The sequence below is a fragment of the Paenibacillus rhizosphaerae genome (assembly GCF_014192015.1).
Lineage (GTDB): Bacteria > Bacillota > Bacilli > Paenibacillales > Paenibacillaceae > Paenibacillus_AQ > Paenibacillus_AQ rhizosphaerae.
Map to the genome: position 1 here is coordinate 16,999 of NZ_JACHXJ010000005.1, position 20,020 is coordinate 37,018.

Here is a 20,020-nt window from a genome sequence, read left to right on the forward strand (position 1 = left end):
TATTTTCAGAAAAATGAAGGAGGTTTGTCCAATGAGTTATGATGGAGGCAACTATGATGTCATCGTCATCGGCGCAGGTCATGCTGGCTGTGAAGCTGCCTTGGCCGCAGCGCGGATGGGCTGCAACACACTGATGATTACCATCAATCTGGACATGGTCGCATTTATGCCGTGCAACCCTTCGATCGGGGGACCGGCCAAAGGACATGTCGTCCGTGAAATCGATGCACTTGGCGGCGAAATGGGACGCAATATTGATAAAACGTTTATTCAAATGCGGATGCTGAACACAGGGAAGGGGCCAGCCGTGCATGCACTGCGTGCGCAAGCCGACAAGTTCCTGTATCAACAAACGATGAAGGAAACGATGGAGAAGGAACCGAACCTGACGATGCGTCAAGGTATGGTGGAACAACTGATTGTCGAAGACGGCGTCTGCGTCGGCGTGGTGACGAAAACCGGCACCGCGTACCGGGCCAAATCAACAGTGCTGACTACCGGCACGTATCTGCGCGGGAAAGTCATTATGGGTGAGCTGACGTACGAAAGCGGACCGAACAACCAACAGCCTTCGGTGAAGCTGGCGGAAAACCTGCGTGAGCTGGGCTTCGATCTCGTTCGCTTTAAGACCGGTACGCCTCCGCGCGTGCACAAGTCCACCATTGACTTCTCCAAAACGGAAATTCAACCAGGGGATGAAAAACCTAAGTTTTTCTCCTATGAAACGGAATCTTCCGATAACGAGCAGCTTCCTTGCTGGTTGACGTATACTTCGGTGGAAACCCACCGCATTATTAATGAAAACCTGCACCGGGCACCGATGTTCTCCGGTATTATTGAAGGAACAGGACCACGTTACTGCCCATCGATTGAGGATAAAATCGTGCGCTTTAGCGACAAGCCGAAGCATCAAATTTTCCTCGAGCCGGAAGGCAAGAACACCTCTGAATATTATGTCCAAGGCCTGTCCACCAGTATGCCTGAAGACGTTCAGCTGGCGATGCTGCGCAGTATCCCTGGCCTGGAAAAGGTTGAAATGATGCGTAACGGCTATGCGATCGAATATGACGCTATGGTGCCGACGCAGCTGTGGCCGTCTCTGGAAACGAAGAAAATGCCGGGCCTCTTCACGGCCGGTCAAATTAACGGAACCTCCGGTTACGAAGAAGCCGCAGGTCAAGGCATCATGGCGGGCATTAACGCCGCGCGCAAAGTACAGGGCAAGGAACCGGTCATTCTGGATCGTTCGCAAGGCTATATCGGTGTTCTGATCGACGACCTCGTGACGAAAGGTACCAACGAGCCTTACCGTCTGTTGACTTCCCGTGCGGAATACAGACTGCTGCTTCGCCATGACAATGCCGATCTGCGTTTGACACCGGTGGGTCATGAAATCGGCCTGATTTCGGAAGAACGGTTCGCGAAATTTTTGGATAAGAAGGAAAAAGTCGAGCTGGAAATCGAACGTCTTCGTTCGACGAAGGTGGGTCCTTCCCATGTAAATGCACTGCTAGAATCGATTGGCTCGGCTCCCATTCAGGATGGCAGCAACCTGCTGACCATTCTGCGCCGTCCCGAAGTGACCCACAGCCATATTGAACAAATTTCACCTTCGCCGTATGAACTGACGGAAGAAATGAAGGAGCAAGTGGAAATTCAAATCAAATATGCAGGGTATATCGAAAAGCAGCTGATCCATGTGGAGCGTCTGCAAAAGATGGATAAGAAGAAGATTCCGGAATCGATCGACTATAACGATGTTCAAGGTATTGCCATTGAGGCTCGTCAAAAGCTCAGCAGCATCCGTCCGATTTCGATCGGTCAAGCTTCACGCATTTCCGGCGTAACGCCGGCGGATATCTCGATTCTGCTGGTATATCTGGAACATTATAATCGCGTTACAGCGGCAAGAGGTTAACGAATGGATCCAATACAAGAGCAGTTTGTGCAGCGTTTGAAAGAACATGGCATTACCCTCGAACCATCCCAGCTGGAACAATTTGAAATTTATTTCAAGGAACTGGTGGAGTGGAACGAGAAAATGAACCTTACCGGGATTACCGAGCGGGAGCAGGTGTATACGAAGCATTTCTATGATTCCATCTCTCTGGCTTTTTATGTGAATATGGGGGAGATCGGGACACTAGCCGATATTGGCTCCGGAGCGGGATTCCCGGGGATCCCGCTGAAAATTTGCTTTCCACACTTGAAGCTGACGATTATCGACTCGTTGAACAAACGCATTTCCTTCCTTCAGCACATTGTGCAGGAGACCGGACTTAAGGATATAGAGCTTCTCCATGGCCGAGCTGAGGACTGGGGAAGGAAAACGGGATACCGAGATCATTTTGATCTCGTTACCGCCCGTGCGGTGGCCAGGCTGGCCGTACTGAATGAATTCTGCCTTCCCTTCGTCAAAGTGAATGGTCTGTTTGCGTCGATGAAGGGAAGCGATCCGGCGGAAGAGGTACAAGAGGCCGCCAAGAGTTTAAAAGAACTTCGGGGCAAGGTGATCGAAGTGGAACGCTTTTTGCTGCCTGTGGAGGAATCGGCTCGCCATATTGTCCAGATCCGCAAGACTGCGCCAACCCCTGGTAAATATCCGAGAAAGGCCGGAACGGCTGTTAAATCTCCCTTGGTGTAATCAATATAAACTTGGTATTAGGAAGCTGTATCAACCTATAAAATGTGCACTCGACTGACTTCCTATCACTGAACCGTCTGAAACCAAGTCATATGTATGGAATGAAGAGGATTGTTTCACGTGGAACAGTCCTCTTTTTTTTAGATTATAGAATTATAATATAACGGTGCTGAATCATTGGAAAATCGCAAGAAAAGCTTCCGTTAGAAGCGTTTTGTCTTCTTTAAAGTAACATCGATAAATGCTTTTCCCAATGTGAAATAATGGTTAAATGGCAGGAAAAATCGGGAACTTTGGAGAATAGGATTATATGAAGAAAAGTGGTAGAATAGAGTATAAACTGTATTCTATGAACCGGCTTCAAATGGTATGATAGAGAGGGATGGTCATTGGTAAGTGGTCCGACTGTCAGACCGTTCAGTCATGTGAACCTTATACATAAAATACGATCGGATCTGACGATTCTCATCTTCCATTTTTGAAGTCATAGAAATGTCTTTCTATGTCTGGATGGCAGCTATCAAAGCTCAAGGGTAGCCGGTTAGTTTGTTACCCATATCCAATCATGGATGTCTCGATGACCTGTAGATTGTTGTTAGGTGCTCTAGCGGTGCTATTACGAATTTAGGTGGTAATATACGGAATGAAAGAACAATTTTCTAAATTGTTTGGTTTGACGGAACGAAGCAATGGGGATGAAGTAAAGCGAATTCCGGTGGTAGAAATCGTGAGCAGTCCTTACCAGCCCCGGACCATTTTTGATGACGATAAAATCGACGAACTCTGTCAAACGATCAAGACGCATGGGGTGATCCAGCCCATTGTTGTTCGTATCCGTAATGCCAAATACGAGATTATTGCCGGTGAACGGCGCTGGCGTGCCGTTTCCAAACTCGGTTTGGAGACCATTCCCGCCATTGTCCGTGAATTTAACGATTCCCAAGCTGCTTCCATTGCGTTGATCGAAAACCTCCAGCGTGAAGGTCTGACCTCTATCGAGGAAGCTGTTGCTTACCAAAAGCTCATTGACCTTCATCAACTTACGCAGGAGAGCTTGGCGCAGCGCCTTGGGAAAAGCCAATCAACGATTGCCAATAAAATCCGGCTGCTTCATCTTCCTGAAGAAGTGAAGAACGCACTGATGGAGCGCAAAATTACTGAGCGGCACGCCCGCGCGTTATTGTCCCTCGATACCGAGGAGCTGCAGCTGAAAGTGCTGGCTGAGATTGTATCCAAGGAACTGAATGTGAAACAAACGGAAGCTAGAGTTGCGTTTTACAAGGAATCGGCCAAAATCAAAAAGGCAAAACGTATCTCTTATTCCAAGGACGTCCGGTTGGCATTGAACACGATTCGCCAATCCATTGACATGGTGTCTGGATCCGGGATGGCCATTAAAACGCAGGAAAACGATCATGAGGATCATTATGAGATCGTGATCAAAATTCCTAAGCGCTAATACGATGGAGCTTAGCGGCTGATCGGCCGCTTTTTTCAGGAAGTTAAAATGAGTCATACCGAAACATGCTTCCCACAGTTCTGCATGATACGAATGAGTCCAATTGGCTCTAAAACCATGAAATTATATGTTCCAGATAGCAGAATTTCATAAGTCGGAAGGATAGAGGGGGAGGGGGAAAGTTCGCATCTCCTATTTTTCTCGTCATGGTTCTGAAATCAAAGTTGTTCATTGATGATGTCCGAATAATTGAGTAAAGGTTTTTCTTGTTATTCAAGCAAGGGGAAGCACACTACTGCAGGGCGAAGCCGTTTCTGCGTATCTGTATAATGAAGCACCGGATCTCTGATTTACCGCCGGGGTCATACAGGTATAAGCAGCCGTTTGTTTTGCTGATGATCACAATCCCGCGACCTACAAGAAGAGTCTTCATACACATAGAGGTGAATTGAGTGTCCAAAATTATTGCCATAGCAAATCAAAAGGGCGGAGTCGGCAAGACGACAACCTCCGTCAATCTCGGTGCAGGATTGGCTTCGCTCGGGAAAAGGGTGCTGCTCGTCGATATCGATCCCCAGGGCAATACAACCAGTGGGGTAGGTGTCAACAAAGCGGATGTAGCGAACTGCATTTATGATGTGATCATCAATGATGTACATCCCAAGGATGCGATCCTGCAAACGCAAATCGAAGGACTTCACATCATTCCGGCAACGATTCAATTAGCTGGAGCGGAAATTGAACTAGTGCCGACCATTTCTAGAGAGCTCCGGCTCAAAAAGTCGCTTCAGTTGGTGAAAGCAAATTATGACTATATTTTAATCGATTGTCCGCCGTCTCTTGGTATACTTACTATTAACTCACTTACTGCCGCTGACTCGGTCATTATTCCTATCCAGTGCGAGTACTATGCCCTTGAGGGATTAAGTCAGCTGCTGAATTCAATTCGTCTTGTCCAGAAGCATTTGAACACTTCGCTTCGCATCGAGGGCGTCCTGCTTACGATGCTGGATGCTCGGACAAATTTGGGAATTCAGGTAATTGAGGAAGTTAAGAAATACTTTCAGGAAAAAGTGTACCAAACGATTATTCCAAGAAATATCCGGCTTAGTGAGGCTCCGTCCCATGGTCAGTCGATCATTACGTATGATCCGCGTTCGAAAGGCGCTGAGGTATATTTAGAGTTGGCAAAGGAAGTGATTTCGTATGAGTAAACGATTGGGTAAAGGGCTCGATGCTTTAATTCCTTCACTTTCGATTAATGAGGATGACAAAATCGTAGAAATCCCACTCAGCCAACTTCGTGCCAATCCTTACCAGCCGCGCAAAGACTTTAACGAGGAATCTATTCAGGAATTGGCCGAATCGATTCGTCAGCATGGGGTCATTCAACCGATTATTGTACGCAGCGTGCTCAAAGGATATGAAATTATTGCAGGGGAGCGGCGCTTTAGAGCTTCGCAATACTGCGGTAAGGCAACCATCCCGGCGGTGGTCCGGACATTCAGCGATCAGCAGGTGATGGAGATTGCCTTGATTGAAAACCTGCAGCGTGAAAATTTGAATGCGATGGAAGTGGCTGTTGCTTATCAGGGTTTGATGGATCAATATTCGCTAACACAGGAAGAACTATCGTTGAAAGTAGGGAAATCCAGATCCCATATTGCAAACTTCCTTCGCTTATTGGCTTTACCGGATGAAGTCAAAGACTATGTTTCACGTGGAACAATTTCCATGGGCCATGCGAGAGCGTTGGTTGGTCTCAAGGATTCGTCTCTCATTAAACAGTTGGCGAAGCAATGCGTGAACAATGAGTGGAGCGTACGTGACCTGGAGGAGGCTGTGAAACAGCTCGACCGGAAGCCGGTGGATAAAAACAAGGCGAAGGTCAAAAAACGCGATCCATATATCGATAACTTGGAAGAGTCGTTACGGGAGCGGTTTAGAACGACAGTGAAGATCAAGCAAAATAAAGATAAGGGCAAAATTGAATTGAACTATTACAGCAAACAGGACTTGGAACGGCTGCTGGAGTTATTGCAATAAAGATCAGTGGATGGGATGACGCGTCTAAGTGATTCCTGAAAGGGACCGAGGATGCGTCATTCTTTGTTCCTTGGATCGGAGTGAAACAGGATATGAACTCAGTTGTATATCTGGATCATGCAGCGACCTCTTGGCCGAAACCGCCTGGTGTGCTGACGGCCATGCAAAAGGCGATGGAGGAAGCGGCGGCGAATCCAGGGCGGGGGAGCCATCAAATGGCCGTACAAGCGAGCAGGGTTCTCTTTGAGACCCGCCGGGTGCTGGCTCAGTTGTTTCGGGTGAAGAATCCCAACAACATCATTTTCACGTATAACACAACCCAGGCATTGAATATGGCGATCAAGGGGATCCTGAAGTCCGGTGACTACGTCGTTGCGACGATGATTGAACATAACTCCGTGAGGAGGCCACTGGAATATTTAATGCGGACACTTGATATTCATGTGGATTACATTGGGGTAAATGATCAAGGAGAACTGAACATGCAGCAGTTGGAGGCATGCTTATCCAAGAGGCCGAGACTGGTCGTTTGCAGCCACAGCTCAAATCTGTTGGGAAGTATTCTGCCGATCCAGCAAATGGGTGAGTTGGCACACAGTGTTGGGTCAGTATTCTTGGTGGATGCCGCACAAAGCGCCGGCGTGCTGGACATTGATGTGGAGGCTTGCTGCATAGACATGCTGGCTTTTCCCGGTCATAAAGGGCTGCTCGGTCCGCAAGGAACGGGAGGGCTCTATTTATCCCCGGAGATTGATCTGGAACCACTGATCCATGGAGGGACTGGCAGCCAATCGGAGGAAAAGGAAATGCCCAGCGTAAGGCCGGATCGGTATGAAGCGGGAACCTTGAACACGGTCGGAATTGCCGGGCTAAGAGCAGGGGTGGAGTATGTACTAAAGGAAACCCCACAGCGGATTTATCAGCATGAATGGGCGTTGACCCAAATGATGATTGAGGGTTTGAAAGACCTGCCGGGTCTGAACCTGCTTGGTCCAGCACAAGGGAAGGAAAGGACCGGAATCGTGGCCTTCACGGTTGAGGGCCGGGATTCTACGGAAATCGCCTTCCGCCTGGATCGGCAGTTTGGAATCGCGGTCAGGGCGGGGATGCACTGTACGCCATTGGCCCATTATGCGGTACGAACAGATCAGACCGGAGCGGTGAGGGCAAGTGTTGGTGCGAACAGCACGGAGCAGGAGGTTCAACGGATGGTTGAAGCGATGGTCGAGCTGGTTCGTTGACTGGTAGGCCTGGACGCAAGCCCTCGGGGTCGATTTCTAATCAAATCATTGACGGCAAAACAAAACCGGTTACCCTGTGGAGCTGAGGGACAACCGGCAGAATTAGATTGGTTGTAATTTTTAACCTAATATTATTGAGTGACTATGAATATGTGGGATCACGATACGTTTTGAAAACGAGTAGGTCAGATTGAGGAAAAGGAATGAACAGCATGTCGGACTTAAATGATTTAATCAGCGAACAATTACCAGGAATCATTGGCGGGATCGTATTCCTCATTTTGATCTTGCTCGTGTTGGTGCTGACACAAGGGGCAAAGCTTAGAAAAATTCGCCGTAAATACGAAACGATGATGGCCGGCAGCGGGGTGGAGGATTTAGAGACACTGCTCATCGATCTAAAGACACAGGTGGACAGCGTGGAGGATGAGCAGCAGCAACAGCGTGAATCCTTGTCAACGGCATTGAATAATCTTCAAACGATCAAAGGTAATATCGGTATTAAACGCTACAATGCATTCAGCGAACGAGGGAGCGATCTAAGCTTCTCGATTGCGATCGTTGATGCTGACCGAAGCGGAGTCGTCATCACTGCGCTATACAGCCGTGACAGCTCCTATGTTTATGCTAAGCCGGTAGAAGCCGGGCAGTCGACTTATCCTCTTTCTCCGGAAGAGGCAGAGGCGATTACTCTAGCCTTGCAAAAAGCGTAGTACGGGCTTTCCATTCCTTGATGGCGGAATGAAGGCTTGAGGCAATAATTTCGGACAAACGCATCACCAAGCTCAGCCTGGTGTTCTGCAATACAAAGTATTCCATAAAGCCGCCGACATTAACGATACCCGTCAAATGGATATCGCCAACCGGCGGTAATTCTTTATGTACGCCTGCACCGGGCTTAAGCGGGCCGTTGGCGACTTGAATGCAGCCTACGCTGGAGGATTGTCCCAGGCACGCGTCGATGCCGATGACAAACGGATTGTCATACAGCGAATAGATCGAGGAGAGCGTCTCCTGAAGGTTAACGGCATGCACAGGCTCGTCCAGCGTACCAAACAAGTGGAACCATGGATTATTATACCGGGCCAATGCCGTGCCTACCAAAGGACCGAGGCAATCGCCCGTGGATCGGTCGGTGCCGATACATACAACGATGACCTGTTGATTTTCCCCGGCTTGAGAGAGATGAAACAGAAGACGATGAATAATTGCGGAATGGATTTCAGGGTCTGTATGTGGTATTTTTAAGCATGTAGGCTCCTGTTTGGGAGACGTTTTTGGCCACTGAGTCATAGAATCTTCCTCTCCTTGCATTTGGTAGTAACTAGTATATGGAAGGATGAGGGTTTTTATACTTCGCGCAGAGATTCCATAGAAAAAGTAATACGGAAGAATGCAGCACAAATCAGGGTGGGGAGAAACGGATGGTGGCGGAGATGGAAACCTGGATGCTGATTGCTTTTGATTCGACGCAGCAGGCGCTGCGCGCCGAGATGCTGCTTGAATATGCAGATATTGAAATTGATTTATTTCCTACGCCAAAGGAAATTACAGCGGGCTGTGCATTGTCGATCCAGTTCCCTCCAAACGAGCTGGAGAGCGTACAGACGATCATCGAGCAGGAGCAGGTGGAGATTCGGGGAATCTACTTCAAAGACAGCACAGAGGGCTATAAGAGCATCGAGAATAGGAGGTAGAGTTGATTGAGGAAGTTATGGCTTGATGAAATGATTCCCAATCCAGAGCAGGCCGTCAAGCAGGCGGTAAGTATCGGCGATAAATTTCTGGACTGGGTGACGAATGTAGATATGTGGACCAACGTGCTGTTTTCAGGTATTCGGATCATCATTCTGTTTTTTGTCTCCCGTGTCATTATACGGGTTGTATCCAAAATTATAGACAAGTCGCTGGCGAGACAGGAACAAAGCCGGATGAACGTCAATCCGCGGAGGTTCGCCACAGTAGCCGAACTGCTGAAAAACGTGACGGCGGTCACCTGCAATTTTATTATGGTGCTGCTGATTCTGTCGGAATTCAACTTTCACCTGGGGCCGCTCCTTGCCGGAGCAGGGGTGCTTGGTTTGGCCATAGGTTTTGGCGCGCAGAGTTTGGTTAAAGATGTGATTACCGGATTCTTTATTATATTAGAGGACCAATTTGCGGTAGGAGACGTAATCCAGACCGGGACCTTCAAAGGTACTGTAGAGATGATCGGCCTTCGGACCACGCGCATCGTAAGCCCTACTGGTGAAGTTTATATTTTGCCTAACGGTTCCATCGCCAGCGTAACGAACTACTCCTTATCCAATGCGCTTGCGGTCGTTGACCTTCCAATGAAAAACGAGCGAAACCTTGAAGAAACCGTAGCGCTGATTAAACAGGCGCTTACCGGCATTCAGCAGCGGGATCCCAATGTCATTTCAGTGCCGAATGTACTCGGGGTGCAATCCTTAAACACGAGTGAATACGTCATTCGAATCGTAGCCGAGTGTATGCCTAACACCAAAGGGGATGTCGAACGGCAGATTCAAGCGGACGTGAAGCAGGCTTTGGAATACGAGGACATGATGAAACAGGCACAGGCCGAGCTTGCAGCAGGTAAAGAAGGGAATAACGAAATGGGGGAAGGATAACGGTGGAACGTAAAGTGTTTCAGCTCGGAGATATCGTTCAAATGAAGAAAAACCACCCATGCGGAAGTAACGAGATGGAAATCATTCGCATGGGAATGGATATCCGGATCAAATGCGTCGGCTGCCAGCACAGCGTACTGATCCCCCGGGCGAAGTTTGAGAAAAACATGAAAAAGGTGCTTCGTTCGAAATCGGAAGAGGGAACGGAAGGGCAGGCTTAGAAATCGGTAGCTTTTGGACAAGGGGCTTGCACAAATGATGGACATGTGCTATAATCAATTTTGCTGCGGAAAGGTACCCAAGAGGTCTAAGGGGGCTGACTCGAAATCAGTTAGGCGTCGCAAGGCGTGCGAGGGTTCGAATCCCTCTCTTTCCGCCACATTCCCTTTTTTAAGTGATTGCGCATAGAATACATACGGCGAAAACCTTCAGTTGGATAAACTGGAGGTTTTCTTAGTTATTAGAGCCAAGGCGTTGCTCATGAATAGATCATCAAAGCGTTATGCTTTGATATACCCCAACAGCTTCATGGAAGTTCGAGAGGGTTTGGTTTTTGAGCGTGGAATACCCGTTCTACATGAACGCCATATTTGTGGCTGAGATAAAGCAGGGGGGAGCTTCGCATTATGATGCTTTGCTTTCATGATCAGAGGTGAAGCTTCAGGCAGCTGCATACAAACCAAAGGAGGACCCGAAGGTCCTCCGATTTGGCAGGCGATGCCATGATTTTTTGGAATTCATCCACACAACACTTCAGCAAGTGAAACTCGGGTCAGCCTTTAGCAAATCTTTGCTTTAGACAATAAAGTGTTTTTAGCACTTCCCTCCGCTTCTTGAACGTGCTGTTTCAGACTTCCTGTGCTTTGTTGCGTTGATCATGTCCAACGGAACCACACCTCTCTCAAGCACCGCCTGATTGTAATATGCGCAGTTTTCGTGCGCTTATGCATCCATTTGCAAAATTAGTGGACCCGTGCTTTCGTCATCCGTTTCCATTTGCGGTCTTTCTTCGATGTCTCTGGAAAGGTATCGCCCTTAGCCAGCTCGACCCGCTGTGGATCCGTGATTTCAGTATGGAAGCTGTTTTCACCAACCTCCATGTACACGCCGGGATTCGGCGCTTTGTCGCCTGTTTCGAATTCGGTTCTTTCACCCATGGACAAGGCCTCCTTTAATCGTTAAAATGGACTGCCTCTGTAGTGTGTACCCTTGGCGGAGAATCATGTGTGGAGCAGGATCAATACGGCTTTGTACTTGCAATCATTGGACCAATTTGATATATTAATATGGTGCGAGTTTAGACTCGCTCCTTGCTCCTGACATGATCAGGGGCCGAAGTCCATAAGGAGGTGAAACATATGCGCAAATACGAAGTGATGTACATTATTCGTCCTGACATTGAACAAGATGCTGTTCAAGCCGCAGTCGAAAAATTCCAAGGCATCATCTCCAACGGTGGAGAAATCACTAAGCATGAAGTGATGGGTAAACGCCGCCTTGCGTATGAGATCAACAAATTCCGTGATGGTACTTTTGTTCTGGTTAATTTCAGCGCCAACCCTGACGTTGTAGCCGAACTTGAGCGCCTCATGAAAATTTCTGACGAAGTCATTCGTTATCTCATTACGCTCGACGTTGTTGCTTAATATCCGTTTACGGGATTAGTGATGAAATTCGCTCAAAGGAGGGGACTCGATTGTTGAACCGTGTTATTTTGATCGGCCGGTTGACCCGGGATCCGGAACTGCGCTATACACCTTCAGGGGTAGCTGTAACGCAGTTTACGCTCGCTGTGGATCGCCCGTTTACGGCGCAAGGCGGAGAGCGTGAGGCGGACTTTATTCCGGTGGTCACATGGAGACAGCTTGCTGAGACCTGCGCCAATTATCTGCGCAAAGGCCGTTTGACGGCTGTAGAAGGGCGCATCCAGGTACGGAATTACGAGAATAACGAAGGTAAACGTGTATACGTCACCGAAGTCATTGCCGATAACGTACGTTTCCTGGAATCCAACCGTGAAGGCGGTGGAGGCGGAAGCACCCCGCGTGAGGAGCCTTCCTACAACGGAGGCGGAGGACGTGGCGGTAACAGCTACTCGCGGAACAATTCCAATCAGGATCCTTTTTCCGATGACGGAAAACCGATTGATATTTCGGATGATGATTTGCCATTTTAATAAGGAAAGGACTGAAACAGCATGGCTTTTAAACAAAGAGAAGGCGGAGACAACGATAAAAGACCGGCTCGCCGCGGCGGCCGTAACAAACGTCGTAAAGTGTGCTTCTTCACTGTGAACAAGATTACTCACATTGACTATAAAGATACCGACCTGCTGAAGAAATTTATCAGCGAACGCGGTAAAATTTTGCCTCGCCGTGTAACCGGCACTAGCGCAAAATACCAACGCATGCTGACGATTGCGATCAAACGCTCCCGTCAAATCGCATTGCTGCCATACACTACAGAGTAATCTGTACGTTGGCGAGTGAGAAAGCCAGTACCTTGGACATCCCAGGTGCTGGCTTTTTTGCTGTGTTCGTAACGTTCAAAATTATTCCATTTGTCTTACGGGAAATGAAAAAGTTATCATAGTGGTATTGCTGCATAGAGCAGTTGCGGCAGGGTTGTAAGCGTACCCGAGGGGAAGGGCAGGGTGAGGCTTTCCATTTCCCGGGCAATTTCCTGATGGTGAATTTCCGGCTAGAAGGTTTTGTAAACAGGATCCGTAAACAGCGTGTTCCTTAACGACCAACGAGGGTATGATATAATGGAAAAACGGCGAGAAGGGGGATTACCATGGGACTGGGCAGAGTCTACAGGAATTATTTTAAAAATAACATGTTCATGAGGATTCTGCTGATCTTCACGATTATTGCCATTTTGACGATCGTAATCTTGTCCTATCTGATGTTCTCTTCCCTATCCCAATCGATCGTGGAGAAGGAACTCAACAACCAGAAGGCCGCGATGGAAAATGTCAGCCGGTATCTGGATCAGCGTTACCAGTCGGTAGAGAATATTGCCAGGGACATGTACCGGAACGAAATGCTGTTCTCGAACATTTCCTTTTTGATGGAGCATCCTTATTCGCAATATGTCCAGCACCGGATGGATCAGTTTTACAACGAAACGAATAACAACTCGACAGACCCGCTGCAGTATTTTCAGCAGGTGATGGATGAAAACGGAGATATCCGCAACATCATGTTGTACAGTTCGGAGCAGCAGTATCTATCTGTGTTCAAGCCCAACAAGCAGTACAAGCAGCTGACCACCGATATGACCCACTCCTATATTCCGGACGTCATGGCGATGGATTATAAGGGCATCACCGCTCCGAATTACTGGATACGGAAAGCGGCGGACCAGTGGGCGCCTGAGCTGTACGCCATCCGGGTACCGATCAACAACCGTCAGCTGAAAAACGCGGGGCAGTTTCTCGTTTATTTGGATTCGGGCGGCATCACCGATGCTTTGACCAGCTATAAGGACAGCTTCAAAGGGGATATTGCGGTGCTATCGGCGGACGGTAAGGTTTTGTATGATTCGGAAGGGAAATATTATGGGAAGACCTATCCGTATATGGATGTGACCGATTCGCTCTACGACGGTGGGAATACCCGCCCGGCTGAGGTCAGCAGCCGAATGTATATCAACAAGCTGACTTCGGCGGACAATGGATACGTCGTGATTGGTGCGGTTCCGAAAAAGGACGTGGAGGCCAGTTATTCGGGCATCCGGAAAACGATTATTACGATCAGCGGAATCTGTATTTTGTTCGCGATCTTTTTCCCGGCCTTCTTTGTGATTAATTTCGCCAACCGGACGAACCGGATCATTAGAATTACGCGTAAGGTGAAAAACGGAGATTTGTCCGCACGGATCGATAACCCTGGTGAAGATGAGCTAGGCCAGATATCCCGAAGTTTTAATGACATGTTGGACGAGCTGAACTTGTATATCGAGCGGGTGTACAAGGCGGAAATCAAACAGAAGCAGACGGAGCTGGTGGCGCTGCAGGCAAGGATCAATCCCCATTTTTTGTACAATACGCTCGAAGTGATCCGGATGCGGGCCATTTCCCAAGGGGCTAAAGATGTCGGGGAAATGATCTACAGTCTGTCTGTGCTTTTCAAAAGTCTGGTGAAGCAGAAAAAGATCTACACGCTCAAGGATGAGCTGGAGGCATGCCGCTTGTATCTGGAGCTGTTCCGGATCCGCTATAAGGAGAAGTTCAGCTACACGATCGATTCGGACCCGGAGCTGCAGGGCAAATCAGTCATGAGGCTGTCGCTGCAGCCACTGATCGAAAACTATATCGTTCACGGCATCCAGACCGATCGCGACGATAATCATCTGGACATTCGGGTGAGGGAAGAAGACGATATGCTGGTGGCTGTGATCACGGATAACGGCAAAGGAATTACGCCTGAGCGCCTGGCTGAAATCCATGAAGAGCTGGGGAAACCGGAGGAGTCCGGCGAAATGTTTGGGCTGCGCAGCGTGCACAGCCGGCTGCAATTTTTATATGGTCCGGCTTACGGGGTGGAAATTGACAGCCGGCAAGGAGTCGGTACGGTCGTCACCGTACGTTATCCTAACCGGGAAGGGACGGATGCTGAAGATGTATAAAGTGTTTATTGTGGATGACGAGCCGTTCATTATTGAAGGGCTATACGATATTTTGGATTGGGCCGCGTTGGGCCTGGAGATCGTCGGGCACGCAGAGAACGGACGCCAGGCGCTCGAGGTCATGGCGTCTACGCCCGTGGACGTGCTGATTACCGATATTTCGATGCCGGTGATGGACGGCCTGAGCCTGATCGGCGAAGCTCGTAAATCCCGCAACGACCTCAAGGTGATCATCCTGAGCGGATACAATGAGTTTGATTATTTGAAGCAGGGAATGAGACTCGGCATCGAAAACTATCTGCTTAAGCCGATCAATGTGGAGGAGCTGGAATCAACGCTCCGCAATACTGTATCCAAGCTGGACAGCACGAAGGCGAACGGTTTGTACAGCGCATTTGATGTACAGATTTTAAAGGACAATACACTCTACCGCTGGATGAACGGGCAGATCGCCTCTCCGGAGTTTGTGGAAAGAGCCGACCTGCTTGGCGTGAATTTGGACCGGCCTTATATGGCCGTGGCAGTGCTTCGGGCCATGGCCGATGAGGCGCTGTTCGAGCAGGTTGACGGTTTGCTGAAAGACAGTACAGGGCTGACACTGTTCCGCGATGTTGATGGGGATACCGTGCTGATTGGCAGCCTGGAAGACCCGCAGGAGGGGAAGGCTCGTCTGATGACGGCCCTGGAGCAACTGGAAGCTGCTTTGGCGAAGCAGGGCCGCACAGTACATATTGGCGTCGGCTCGGCCGTACGCCTCCCCGGAGAGGCTTCGGTCAGCTACAAAGAGGCCAAGCAGTCGCTGGAGTATTTTATGGTATTTCCGGATAGACGGGTCATCGATTACACCAGCTTGGAGGAGAATAGCGGCGGCCCCGAGCGGCATATCGCCATCGCCTGGGACGAATACGCCAAGCTGATTCTGGCGAGGGATGAAGCCGGGCTGAACCGGAAAATCCAAGACGACTTTGAGCAGATGCAGAAGGCGGGGCATATCCGGCCGGAGGATTTGCTCAATGCCGGGCTGGAGCTGGTGATCCGGTTCAAAATGGAGCTCGAGCAGATCAAGCATACGGACGAGTCGGATATATTCAAGAACGGCCTAGGCAGGGTTCGGGAAAGCTCCTCGCTGCAGGATCTGATCGCCGCGCTGCAGGAAGTGGCCGGAGCTGCAGTCCAATCGTTGCTGCAGGACATGAAGAACCCCGTAGTGAATCAGGTGCTTGTCCATATCCACAATCATTACGCGGACGAACTTTCGCTAAAGACGCTGGGGGCGCAGTATCATATCCATCCCGTGTATCTGGGACAGCTATTTCATAAGGAAACCGGGGAAACGTTCGCCGAATACATCAACAAGTTCCGGATCGAAAAGGCGAAGCAGCAGCTGAAGAACACGAACCTCAAGGTGCAGGAGATTGCGCGGAATGTAGGCTACTGGGAGACCGGATATTTTTATAAACAATTCAGGAAATATGTCGGGATCTCACCTACGGATTACAAGGGGCTCGGTTGACCGACTTGAGACACCCTGAATCAGATGAGACTAAACACCTACTATCTCATCCGATTTAGGGTTTTTTTGTGACGTTTGATGCAGAAAAAAACAAATGAAAATGAAAGAAAAACAATAAAAGTAAGCGTTTCACTGAAAAATTGACAAAAATAGACAAAAAGAAAACCTTTTCTTTAATTTGTACACGGTTTTATTTAGTTTATCTTCTTTTTGTAACGGCTTACATCCGTTAAGGTTATCTTAGTTAAACAAACCGAACCGGAAACAATATAAGAAAAAGCCGGTTCATCCTCATGATGGGCAGACAGCTAGACATCAGTTACTTGTAACTCAAAAAGGGAGGAACACACATGAGCAAGGGTAAGAAAAGCTTCTCGTTCGCACTGGCCATGTTGACGGCCTTCGCGCTTGTACTCAGCGCGTGCGGTGGGGGCAACAAAGACGCGGAAGGCAGCGGTTCCGGATCTTCGGGAAGCTCCGAGAAGCCGGTAAACCTGATCTGGTACACGATCGGCACGCCGCAAAAAGACGTTGACAAGGTTATGGCCGAGGTCAGCAAGTATACGCAAGAGAAGATTAATGCAACCGTCACCATGAAAATGATTGACTGGGGCGACTACCAGCAAAAAATGCAGGTGAACGTCGCTTCCGGCGAACCGATGGACATTATGTTCACATCCGCAGGCGGATTCGATTACGTACAGAACGCAAGAAAAGGCGCGTTCATGGAACTCGACGATCTGCTTGATAAATATGGACAAGGCATCAAAGACACCATCGATCCTGCTTTCCTGGAAGGCTCCAAAGTCGATGGACACAACTACGGCATTCCGGCCAACAAAGAGCTTCCTCAGCAGGAGGTATGGCGCTTCAACCAAAACCTGGTGGACAAGTACAAACTGGATACCTCCAATGTACGTTCCCTGGATAGCATTGAGCCGCTGCTGAAAGCGATTAAGGAAAAAGAGCCGAACGTAACACCGTTCGCGATGGACAAGAACTACGTTCCTTATATTCCTTATGACTACATCATTCAGAATCTGCCAATGGCCGTGAAGCTGGATACGACCGATTACAAAATCGTCGATATCCTCGAAACGCCAGAAATGAAGCAGGCGCTGACAACGATGCACAAATATTATCAAGCCGGCTATGTGGCTCCGGAAGCAGCAACAACAGGCTCTACTAGCGATCTGATGACTTCCGGCAACTGGTTCATGGACCGTGCGCAAACCCAGCCGCTGGCTGACAATACTTGGTCTGCAAGCTATGGCTATCCGGTTAAATCGACACCGGCAAGTGATGCTATTATCACAAACACATCGGTTCAAGGTTCGATCATGGCGATTTCCGCGAACTCCGAACATCCGGAGAAAGCAATGGAATTCCTGAACCTGCTGAATACGGATCCGGTTCTTCGCAACATGGTGGATTCCGGTATCGAAGGAACGCACTACAAGAAGGTTGACGACAAGCACATTGAAAACCTTCCGGAAGGCAAGAACTACGACATGCCGTCGTACTCCCTCGGCAACAACATGCTGCTCTACTTGAACCCGAACGACCCGGATGACAAGTGGGAGCAATTCAAGAAATTTAATGCCGAAGGTAAAGATTCTCCAATCCTGAGCTTCAACTTCGACAGCACGAAAGTAGCAACCGAAATGGCAGCTGTACAAAACGTGAAGGAACAGTTCTGGGCATCCCTGATGACCGGTACCGTTGATCCGGAAACTTATCTGCCAAAAGCGATTGCGGCATTCAAGCAAGCCGGCCTGGACAAGGTCATCGCTGAAGCACAAACTCAGCTTGACGCCTGGAAAGCTGCAAACAACAACAAGTAATGTAGAAAAAAATTCGGAAAGGATCGGGCGGGTGACTTAGCGCCCGGTCCTTTTTCAATGTATAACCAATTAATCATGGGAGGGAAACAGAATGGCCGCATTTTTCAAAAACCTCATTAGAAACAAAGTCATGCTGTTTATGGTACTGCCCGGTGCCATTTGGTTTTTCTTCTTTTCCTACCTGCCGCTGGTGGGAACAATCGTGGCGTTCAAGCAATACCGTTTTAACCGGGAAGGCTTCTGGGCCAGTATCAGCAAGAGTGAGTGGGTAGGCTGGGACAACTTCAAGTTCCTGTTCAGCACCAATGACGCCTACACGATTACGCGTAACACGTTATTGTACAACCTGGCTTTTATCATTCTCGGATTGATCCTGTCCGTAGCCATGGCAGTCCTGCTCTCCGAGCTGGTCGGCAAAACGATGGCAAAAATTTATCAGACGGGGATGTTCCTTCCTTACTTCCTGTCCTGGGTCATCGTCGGATACTTCGCATTCAGCTTCCTAAGCATGGACCGCGGGATGATCAACCAAATCCTCGGCTGGTTTGGCGCCGAGCCGGTTCAGTGGTATTCCGATCCAAAATATTGGCCGTATATCCTTGTCTTCGTCAGTCTTTGGAAATCCGTCGGTTATAACAGCGTCGTGTATCTCGCCTCCATCATGGGTATCGACAAATCCCTGTATGAAGCAGCCATGATCGACGGCGCCAGCAAGTGGCAGCAAATCAAGAACATTACGATTCCAATGCTCTCGCCAATCATCATTATCATGACGCTGCTCGCAGTGGGCCGGATCTTCTACGCCGACTTCGGTCTGTTCTACCAGGTTCCAAGAGACTCGGGTACGCTGTACTCCGTAACCAACGTTATCGATACGTACGTATACCGCGGTCTGAAAACGACTGGAGAAATCGGTATGAGTACCGCTGCAGGCCTCTACCAATCGGTTGTCGGTTTTGTACTCGTGATTGTGTCCAACTTTGTCGTCCGCAAAATCGACAAGGACAGCGCATTATTCTAAATCATTTTTTGAAGGGAGTGTCAGGTTATGGCGGAGGTCATTCAAAGAAAAAAACGGGATTTTCATCATGTTTCGCGCGGCGCGAACGCTGTTCTTCATACAATTGCGGCGATCTTTTCCTTCTTGTGTGTATTTCCTTTTCTGTTCGTCGTCATTATCTCGTTAACCGATGAAAAAACGCTGGCAACGGACGGCTACCGTCTGATCCCAGCCAAATGGAGCTTAGAGGCTTACAAATTCGTATTTCAAAGCGGCGACACGCTGCTCCGCTCCTATGGCGTGACCATCCTGGTTACCGTTGTAGGTACGCTCGTCAGCTTGATCCTGATCTCGCTGTACGCTTATGCTATTTCGCGGAAAAGCTTCCGCTATCGCAGATTCTTCTCCGTATTCGCGATTCTCACCATGCTGTTTAACGGCGGGATGATTCCGACGTACATGGTTGTGTCGCAATTGCTCGGATTGAAAGATACCCTGTGGGCGCTGATTTTACCGCTCGCGATGAACGCTTTTTATATCATGATTCTGCGTACGTTCTACAGCACCAGCGTACCGGAGGCGATTATCGAATCGGGCCGGATCGACGGCGCGGGCGATTTCTACATTTTCCTCCGCATCGTGCTGCCGTTGTCTTTGCCAGGTCTGGCTACGATCGGTCTGTTCAGTACGCTCGGATATTGGAACGACTGGTTTAATGCCTTGCTCTATATCGACAATCCGAATCTGGTGCCGCTGCAATCGATGCTGATGCGGATCGAATCCAGCATTCAGTTCATTCAGCAAAACTCGGCCAACAGTTCGCTCAGCATGGCTGCACTGCAGTCCATTCCACAGGATACGTCCCGTATGGCAATGGTCGTGCTCGCTACGCTGCCAATTATTTTTGCATATCCGTTCTTCCAACGTTATTTTGTACAAGGACTTACCGTAGGTGCCGTCAAAGAATAATAAACAACATCACTATATGGAGACAGGAGAGAAGTCGAG

20 protein-coding genes and 1 tRNA gene are annotated in these 20,020 nt (G+C 48.9%); 19 read left to right on the forward strand and 2 right to left on the reverse strand.

Annotated elements, in window-relative coordinates:
* Positions 1–31: 31 nt before the first annotated feature.
* The 7 genes from mnmG to FHS19_RS25545 all read left to right on the forward strand — a co-directional run bounded on the left by mnmG (position 32) and on the right by FHS19_RS25545 (position 8,103).
* Positions 32–1,918, forward strand: coding sequence for a tRNA uridine-5-carboxymethylaminomethyl(34) synthesis enzyme MnmG (gene mnmG / locus FHS19_RS25515; RefSeq protein ID WP_183584625.1), 1,887 nt, complete (start codon positions 32–34; stop codon positions 1,916–1,918).
* 3 nt (positions 1,919–1,921) lie between these two features.
* Entirely contained in the window at positions 1,922–2,644 is a 723-nt protein-coding gene (gene rsmG / locus FHS19_RS25520) for a 16S rRNA (guanine(527)-N(7))-methyltransferase RsmG (RefSeq protein WP_183584626.1), read from the forward strand.
* Between the two features lie 643 nt (positions 2,645–3,287).
* Complete coding sequence (gene noc / locus FHS19_RS25525; RefSeq protein ID WP_183584627.1) at positions 3,288–4,103, forward strand: nucleoid occlusion protein; 816 nt, start codon at positions 3,288–3,290, stop codon at positions 4,101–4,103.
* 452 nt (positions 4,104–4,555) lie between these two features.
* Complete coding sequence (locus FHS19_RS25530) at positions 4,556–5,317, forward strand: ParA family protein (RefSeq protein WP_076172495.1); 762 nt, start codon at positions 4,556–4,558, stop codon at positions 5,315–5,317.
* Positions 5,310–6,149: a ParB/RepB/Spo0J family partition protein gene (locus FHS19_RS25535; RefSeq protein WP_183584628.1), complete on the forward strand. Its 840-nt coding sequence runs from the start codon at positions 5,310–5,312 to the stop codon at positions 6,147–6,149. The genes FHS19_RS25530 and FHS19_RS25535 overlap by 8 nt, the downstream gene beginning before the upstream one ends.
* A 92-nt stretch (positions 6,150–6,241) precedes the next feature.
* Positions 6,242–7,390, forward strand: coding sequence for an aminotransferase class V-fold PLP-dependent enzyme (locus tag FHS19_RS25540; protein ID WP_183584629.1), 1,149 nt, complete (start codon positions 6,242–6,244; stop codon positions 7,388–7,390).
* Positions 7,391–7,602: 212 nt separating this feature from the next.
* A complete protein-coding gene (locus FHS19_RS25545) occupies positions 7,603–8,103 on the forward strand; it encodes a DUF4446 family protein (RefSeq protein WP_183585230.1) in 501 nt (166 codons plus the stop codon).
* Here FHS19_RS25545 and yyaC read toward each other — a convergent pair.
* Entirely contained in the window at positions 8,078–8,683 is a 606-nt protein-coding gene (gene yyaC, locus FHS19_RS25550) for a spore protease YyaC (RefSeq protein ID WP_183584630.1), read from the reverse strand. The two genes, FHS19_RS25545 and yyaC, sit on opposite strands and share 26 nt — an antisense overlap.
* Before the next feature lie 143 nt (positions 8,684–8,826).
* Here yyaC and FHS19_RS25555 point away from each other — a divergent pair, with 143 nt between their 5' ends.
* The 4 genes from FHS19_RS25555 (at position 8,827) to FHS19_RS25570 (ending at position 10,402) form a co-directional block, all read left to right on the forward strand.
* Positions 8,827–9,087: a putative Se/S carrier protein gene (locus FHS19_RS25555; protein WP_183584631.1), complete on the forward strand. Its 261-nt coding sequence runs from the start codon at positions 8,827–8,829 to the stop codon at positions 9,085–9,087.
* Positions 9,088–9,117: 30 nt separating this feature from the next.
* Entirely contained in the window at positions 9,118–10,023 is a 906-nt protein-coding gene (locus tag FHS19_RS25560) for a mechanosensitive ion channel family protein (RefSeq protein WP_183585232.1), read from the forward strand.
* Positions 10,024–10,025: 2 nt separating this feature from the next.
* Complete coding sequence (locus FHS19_RS25565; protein ID WP_145027525.1) at positions 10,026–10,244, forward strand: DUF951 domain-containing protein; 219 nt, start codon at positions 10,026–10,028, stop codon at positions 10,242–10,244.
* A gap of 67 nt (positions 10,245–10,311) precedes the next feature.
* Positions 10,312–10,402: transfer RNA gene (locus tag FHS19_RS25570), tRNA-Ser, on the forward strand.
* 583 nt (positions 10,403–10,985) lie between these two features.
* On the opposite strand, the gene FHS19_RS25575 is transcribed toward FHS19_RS25570, so the two are convergent.
* Positions 10,986–11,180, reverse strand: coding sequence for a YjzC family protein (locus FHS19_RS25575; RefSeq protein ID WP_183584632.1), 195 nt, complete (start codon positions 11,178–11,180; stop codon positions 10,986–10,988).
* Between the two features lie 201 nt (positions 11,181–11,381).
* Here FHS19_RS25575 and rpsF point away from each other — a divergent pair, with 201 nt between their 5' ends.
* The 8 genes from rpsF to FHS19_RS25615 all read left to right on the forward strand — a co-directional run bounded on the left by rpsF (position 11,382) and on the right by FHS19_RS25615 (position 19,981).
* Positions 11,382–11,669: a 30S ribosomal protein S6 gene (gene rpsF, locus FHS19_RS25580; RefSeq protein WP_076172488.1), complete on the forward strand. Its 288-nt coding sequence runs from the start codon at positions 11,382–11,384 to the stop codon at positions 11,667–11,669.
* A gap of 50 nt (positions 11,670–11,719) precedes the next feature.
* Entirely contained in the window at positions 11,720–12,199 is a 480-nt protein-coding gene (ssb, locus tag FHS19_RS25585) for a single-stranded DNA-binding protein (RefSeq protein ID WP_076172487.1), read from the forward strand.
* 21 nt (positions 12,200–12,220) lie between these two features.
* Positions 12,221–12,493 carry a 30S ribosomal protein S18 gene (gene rpsR / locus FHS19_RS25590; protein ID WP_076172485.1) on the forward strand — a complete coding sequence of 91 codons (273 nt, stop codon included), beginning with the start codon at positions 12,221–12,223 and terminating at the stop codon, positions 12,491–12,493.
* Positions 12,494–12,819: 326 nt separating this feature from the next.
* On the forward strand, positions 12,820–14,655 hold the full coding sequence (locus tag FHS19_RS25595) for a sensor histidine kinase (protein ID WP_183584633.1): 1,836 nt from the start codon (positions 12,820–12,822) through the stop codon (positions 14,653–14,655).
* Complete coding sequence (locus tag FHS19_RS25600; protein WP_183585234.1) at positions 14,648–16,168, forward strand: response regulator transcription factor; 1,521 nt, start codon at positions 14,648–14,650, stop codon at positions 16,166–16,168. Before FHS19_RS25595 ends, FHS19_RS25600 begins: the two co-directional genes overlap by 8 nt.
* A 350-nt stretch (positions 16,169–16,518) precedes the next feature.
* A complete protein-coding gene (locus tag FHS19_RS25605; protein ID WP_183584634.1) occupies positions 16,519–18,012 on the forward strand; it encodes an ABC transporter substrate-binding protein in 1,494 nt (497 codons plus the stop codon).
* 91 nt (positions 18,013–18,103) lie between these two features.
* Entirely contained in the window at positions 18,104–19,033 is a 930-nt protein-coding gene (locus FHS19_RS25610; RefSeq protein WP_076172479.1) for an ABC transporter permease, read from the forward strand.
* Between the two features lie 27 nt (positions 19,034–19,060).
* Positions 19,061–19,981 (forward strand): carbohydrate ABC transporter permease, encoded by a 921-nt coding sequence (locus FHS19_RS25615; protein WP_183584635.1) that lies wholly within the window; start codon positions 19,061–19,063, stop codon positions 19,979–19,981.
* The last annotated feature ends 39 nt before the right edge of the window (positions 19,982–20,020 follow it).